The organism is Endozoicomonas sp. (genome assembly GCF_051008435.1).
Lineage (GTDB): Bacteria > Pseudomonadota > Gammaproteobacteria > Pseudomonadales > Endozoicomonadaceae > Endozoicomonas_A.
Window position 1 is genome coordinate 1 of record NZ_JBPCXO010000123.1, and the last position, 4,880, is coordinate 4,880.

Consider the following 4,880-nt stretch of genomic DNA (forward strand, 5'->3'; position numbering starts at 1 on the left):
TGGCCATTTTCTATGATTCTTTTCGTTGAATAGCTCGCTATTCGCCTCAAATAATCATAAAAACTGTCTCAAACCGGACTTTTTCTCGCTACGGTCGGCTAAGTCCGACAGACTCCTAGCCCGGAAATTTCAAATTCTTCGTGGCTTTCGCCCTGATCAAAGCGACTTTATGAATCTTCCGGACTCGGCTCAGATCTTTCTTGCTCGATCATCTCTGGTGTTTCAAGACTGATCCTCCCCAAACCACCACTTCGAAACTCGTTAAGCAGTATTTCAGATACCTTGTGAAGGTCAGCAATTCCCCCTCTGCGCATACAATTTCTGCGAGCAGCAATTGCGTCCATCAGTTCAATATCGGTTGCGGGCAACTCTTCAATCTGGAAACGCGCTTTAAGCGCTTGGGGATAGGCCTTCAGAAAATACTCGGCAGCAAATAAAGCAATGTCTTCATATTCCAGTACCGCATCCTTGATCGCTCCTGAAATGCCCAGACGATAACCGCAAGCTTCCGGTTCGAGCTTGGGCCAGAGGAATCCTGGCGTGTCCAGAAGGATCATACCGTTTGGCAACTTGATCCGCTGCTGCTGTTTAGTCACAGCGGGTACATTACCGGTCTTGGCAATAATGCGGTTGGCCAGAGTATTGATCATGGTGGACTTACCCACATTGGGAATCCCCAGAATCATGGCCTTCATGCCTGATATGTCGAGCTTGCGCTCTACCATGCTTTCCGCAAGCTTCAGTACACCACGTACTTTTTCAGGCTGGCTCTGGGTCAGGGCAATGGCTTTGACACCTTCTTCCTTTTCCATCTCCCTGATCCACAACTCTGTGACAGCAGGATCAGCCAGATCACTCTTGTTCAACACCTTTATGTAGGGCGTTGTACCACGCAGGGAAGGCACCAGAGGGTTTCCACTGCTGAAAGGAAGACGGGCATCCAGAACCTCGATAATCAGATCGACTTCCGGAACCACTTTCTTGATCTCCTTTCGAGCCTTGTGCATATGCCCGGGAAACCAGTTAATTGCCATAACAAAACCTCTGTGTGCTGAAGGCCGGTATTCTATACGCTCCGGAACAATCTAGTAACCCAGGCTTTTATCTATCGCTGGCGGCATTTCTCCCTGCTCTATACCAGCAACATCAGCTACTATCTGTTCCAAGGCTTGTTCAATCGGAGTCGGGGCTGCAATGTGAGGCGTAATAATGACTCTGCTGTTCTTCCAAAGAGGATGATTCTTGTCCAGTGGCTCAACTTCAAATACATCCAGCATGGCGCCTCTCATATGACCTGACTCCAGAACTTGCTGTAAAGCCTCCATATCAATCACATCACCCCGTCCTCCATTAATCAGCACACTGTCTCTGGGTAATTTTTCCAGGGTTTTCTGATTTAAAAGCTTCCGGGTGGCAGGTGTTGAGGGTAAAAGACTGACCAGAACTCGGGAATGCTTCAAAAGATGCTCCAACCCTTCATCACCCGATACAGACTCCACACCCTCAATTTGCTTTTCCGTTCGACTCCAGCCAATCACCGGGAATCCCAAGGCACTGACTGCCTTTGCTACGGCTTTCCCAATAACTCCCATGCCCAAAATCCCGACTGTCCAGTCTGACTTTTGGTCAATGTTATGTTGCTGCCAGAGCACATCGGACTGCTGTTGCCGATAGAGATCGAAATCTCGATAAAAATGCAGAAGGCCATAAGTCACATAGTCCGACATGTATTCTTCCATACCCACTCCCCGTAATTTAAAGACAGGAAGATCAACAGGGAGGCTGCCAAGATTCACCAGGCTATCAACACCCACCCCCTGGTTAAAGACTGCTTTCAATTGAGTCTGTTGCAGAAAAAAAGAAGCCGGTGGTTGCCAAATGACCGCATAATCAGCCAGCCAGTCATGACATTCTTCTTCAACCCAGTGACGTACGTCGGCATCAGGAAAAGCTTTCCTGACGGCTGAAGTCCAGACTTCACTATTCTTCCTGTTATACACAAGGATTTTCATCTATCTGAACTCCTTAATAGATCATGGATTATCAAAAATATTTACTGGGAGACTCGGAAATAGCGCCCCGAATCACGACCAGGAAAAGCCTGACCATAGGTGAGGATATTGCGGCCTTTTTTGCCCTCAGGATCCTGCACCAGAATGGTCACACGATTTTCTCCAACAGGGTAAAGAAACCGAGCTTCACCGTCTTCAAGACTTTTCTCAGCAATCAGTCGATTCGAGTCAGTCTCTACACGAACCTGAGCTGACGTCACAGCCTCTGAGTCAGAAATATAGGCCCCGACTTTGATATACCCGGAGGGAGAAGATTGAGTATAAACCTGAAGTGGATACTGACTGTTATGTCCCTGCAAAGAGGCACACCCCGTTAATAGAGTCATCAACAGGACATATAAAGCGGGTCTCATAGTCTTCTCCTACAGCTATCTGGAGAAGAATAAAGATTTATTATTCAGATCGAAAGCATCTTTAACAGATGCTTAAAAAGGCCAGGCCGTCGACTCAGCCCCTCCGTCCACTTCAAGCGTTTTGCCGGTAATCCATCGGGCAGCAGGCGATGCCAGGAACACTGCTGCATGAGCAATGTCTTCCGGCTTACCCATAGCCTTCATAGGCGTCCTCTCAATAATTGCCTGCGCAGAGGCTTCATCAAGAAACTGTTCCAGAGCCTCCGTCATGATGGCTCCGGGAGAAATAGCATTCACTCTGATGGCTGGTGCAAACTCTGCTGCAAGCAGGTGAGTGAGGTGGTTTAATGCTGCTTTTGCTGTTCCATAACTACTGAAATTCTTCTGACTGTATCTTGCCGCTGCCGAAGTGATACTGATGATACTTCCTGCCTGGGCCTTCAGGTGAGGTTCAACAATACGACAGAGATTAAAGGCAGAGGTCACATTGAATTCAAAGTCTCGGGTCAGTTGTTTACCTGATACGGACATGGCAGGTCCTGGACGAGCACCTCCAGCATTGTTTACCAGAATATCAATCTGTCCCATGACCTCTAAAGTCTCAATCACCATAGCATTCAAAGCAGACTCATCCATCACATCGCAGACAACGGCCAGTGACTTGACGCCATATCGGCTGGCCTGCTCAGCAACCGCATCAATATCGGCCTGAGTTCTGGCAACACAAACGACATTAGCTCCTGCCTCTGCAAAAGCCAATGCGATGGCTCTACCAATGCCTTTTCCTGCACCAGTGATGATGGCGGTTTTTTCCTTTAGGGAAAAGAAATTCTGATGTGACATAACCACAGCTCTCATTGGAATTGTTATTGTGCCAACAGACTAACTCAAAGCAGGATTAAAGTACGAGACTTAAACAGTCATCAAACCGATCTCTGCTGAAAATAACCCAGATTAGCGTTGGCCTGTTAATGCCAATAAAGTTCCAGCACCTATGAAGGTAGAGCCGAACACTTTTCCCGAGAACGGACTGGCCAACCAACTCTGACAACGACCTTTGATACTGTGAGCCAGTAAACTGTAGAAGAGGAGACAACTGAGGGAAAAAAACATCAGTGTTGTCACCATAATAGTAAACTGCGGCAGCAGTGACTCCGAGACGTTAATGAATTGAGGAAAAAGAGCCATAGTAAACACCAGGGCTTTTGGATTGGTTACTGCCACCAGAAGACCCTGTACGTATAAATGAGGCCAGTGCCTGCCAGATTCCACTTTCGTAGCGGATAGTGAGATGGACAGTCCTTTTCGCCAGAGATTCAGCCCCAAGTAAACCAAATATGCTGCACCAACAATTTTCACAGCAGTAAATGCTAATGCAGAGTACATGATGAGAGTACTCAGCCCCAAAACAGACAAGGTAGACAGAAGTAACAACCCTGTCAGATTGCCTGCTATAGCAAACAGCGGTCTTACAGGACCGTACTGCAGACTTTGAGTCATAACCAGCAATATTGCAGGTCCCGGGGATAACGTTGCTATCAAGGCAACCGAGCAAAACAACAACCAGCTCTCGAGCGGCATCATCCATATTCCTTTTTATTTTCTAAACGAAAACTCGCAGCCTCTCTGCATAAATCGCTTTAGCTTTATGTTGCATGGTTGGCCTTCCAAGTTATTGTTACTGGGTTAGCCCAACACACTACAAAAGCTTGAATACAACCTTTCTATCATTGCAATAGCCATTGCCAATTTCCAGTTTCATCCGCTTATCCGTAGACTTTTATTCCATACAACGAGAGGGCGATCTTATGACTGTATGCAAACAAACAGAAAAAAAACATGATGGTTTCAAAGCTTCAGCTCAGCAACCAAAAGATCAAAGCCATTGTAATTTCAACAATGACTATTACGGAGACAAGGTCTGCCATGATCCTTCTAATCAGAAGAAATGATAAATTGCAGAGTCTAGTTGCCACAGTATGACGGGTTGTGACCTGATTGGTTCTAATCTGTCTGGGAGCAGGGCTTCTGAACAAGGCTCGTTTCACCCCGTCAGTTGCTAAAGCAGCCTAAGGTCATGACTGATGACTTAGTCACAACTGAGTTCGGGAATACCTTGTAAACGACAATCATCGTTAATAGGGTGAAATTTCGAAGGGAGACGTTAAATTAAAATTCAATCCATAAAAAAGCCCGATCATGACACTGGTCGGGTTTTTTAGATTTAATGCCATGCGTTCCCACAAAGACGAGAAAACACAGAGTGAACGACAATCATCGTTGATAGGAATGTAGCTTTGTAAGGCGGGGAGAGCCATAAAAATACACCCCATAAAAAAAGCCCGACCAGTTTCCTGATCGGGCTTTTCTCTATTCAATGCCTGGCGATGACCTACTCTCACATGGGGAAACCCCACACTACCATCGGCGATGTATCGTTTCACTACTGAGTTCG

5 protein-coding genes and 1 rRNA gene are annotated in these 4,880 nt (G+C 46.6%); all 6 read right to left on the minus strand.

The genetic code is table 11. The features are described 5' to 3' along the window. Positions 1-167: 167 nt before the first annotated feature. Positions 168-1,034 (minus strand): ribosome biogenesis GTPase YlqF, encoded by an 867-nt coding sequence (gene ylqF, locus ACR2PX_RS05720; RefSeq protein ID WP_433998404.1) that lies wholly within the window; start codon positions 1,032-1,034, stop codon positions 168-170. Between the two features lie 51 nt (positions 1,035-1,085). Beyond that, on the minus strand, positions 1,086-2,012 hold the full coding sequence (locus ACR2PX_RS05725) for a 2-hydroxyacid dehydrogenase (RefSeq protein WP_433998405.1): 927 nt from the start codon (positions 2,010-2,012) through the stop codon (positions 1,086-1,088). 41 nt (positions 2,013-2,053) lie between these two features. Then, complete coding sequence (locus tag ACR2PX_RS05730) at positions 2,054-2,425, minus strand: hypothetical protein (RefSeq protein ID WP_433998406.1); 372 nt, start codon at positions 2,423-2,425, stop codon at positions 2,054-2,056. Between the two features lie 72 nt (positions 2,426-2,497). After that, a complete protein-coding gene (locus tag ACR2PX_RS05735; RefSeq protein ID WP_433998407.1) occupies positions 2,498-3,268 on the minus strand; it encodes an SDR family NAD(P)-dependent oxidoreductase in 771 nt (256 codons plus the stop codon). 111 nt (positions 3,269-3,379) lie between these two features. After that, positions 3,380-4,009: a LysE family translocator gene (locus tag ACR2PX_RS05740; RefSeq protein ID WP_433998408.1), complete on the minus strand. Its 630-nt coding sequence runs from the start codon at positions 4,007-4,009 to the stop codon at positions 3,380-3,382. A 795-nt stretch (positions 4,010-4,804) separates the two neighbouring features. Continuing rightward, a 5S ribosomal RNA gene (gene rrf / locus ACR2PX_RS05745) occupies positions 4,805-4,880 on the minus strand; the annotation flags it as partial.

Excerpts from the sequence above, each read along its gene's own strand:
- ylqF (WP_433998404.1), bottom strand. The coding sequence starts at position 1,034 with ATGGCAATTAACTGGTTTCCCGGGCATATGCACAAGGCTCGAAAGGAG.
- ACR2PX_RS05725 (WP_433998405.1), bottom strand. The coding sequence starts at position 2,012 with ATGAAAATCCTTGTGTATAACAGGAAGAATAGTGAAGTCTGGACTTCA.
- ACR2PX_RS05730 (WP_433998406.1), bottom strand. The coding sequence starts at position 2,425 with ATGAGACCCGCTTTATATGTCCTGTTGATGACTCTATTAACGGGGTGT.
- ACR2PX_RS05735 (WP_433998407.1), bottom strand. The coding sequence starts at position 3,268 with ATGTCACATCAGAATTTCTTTTCCCTAAAGGAAAAAACCGCCATCATC.
- ACR2PX_RS05740 (WP_433998408.1), bottom strand. The coding sequence starts at position 4,009 with ATGATGCCGCTCGAGAGCTGGTTGTTGTTTTGCTCGGTTGCCTTGATA.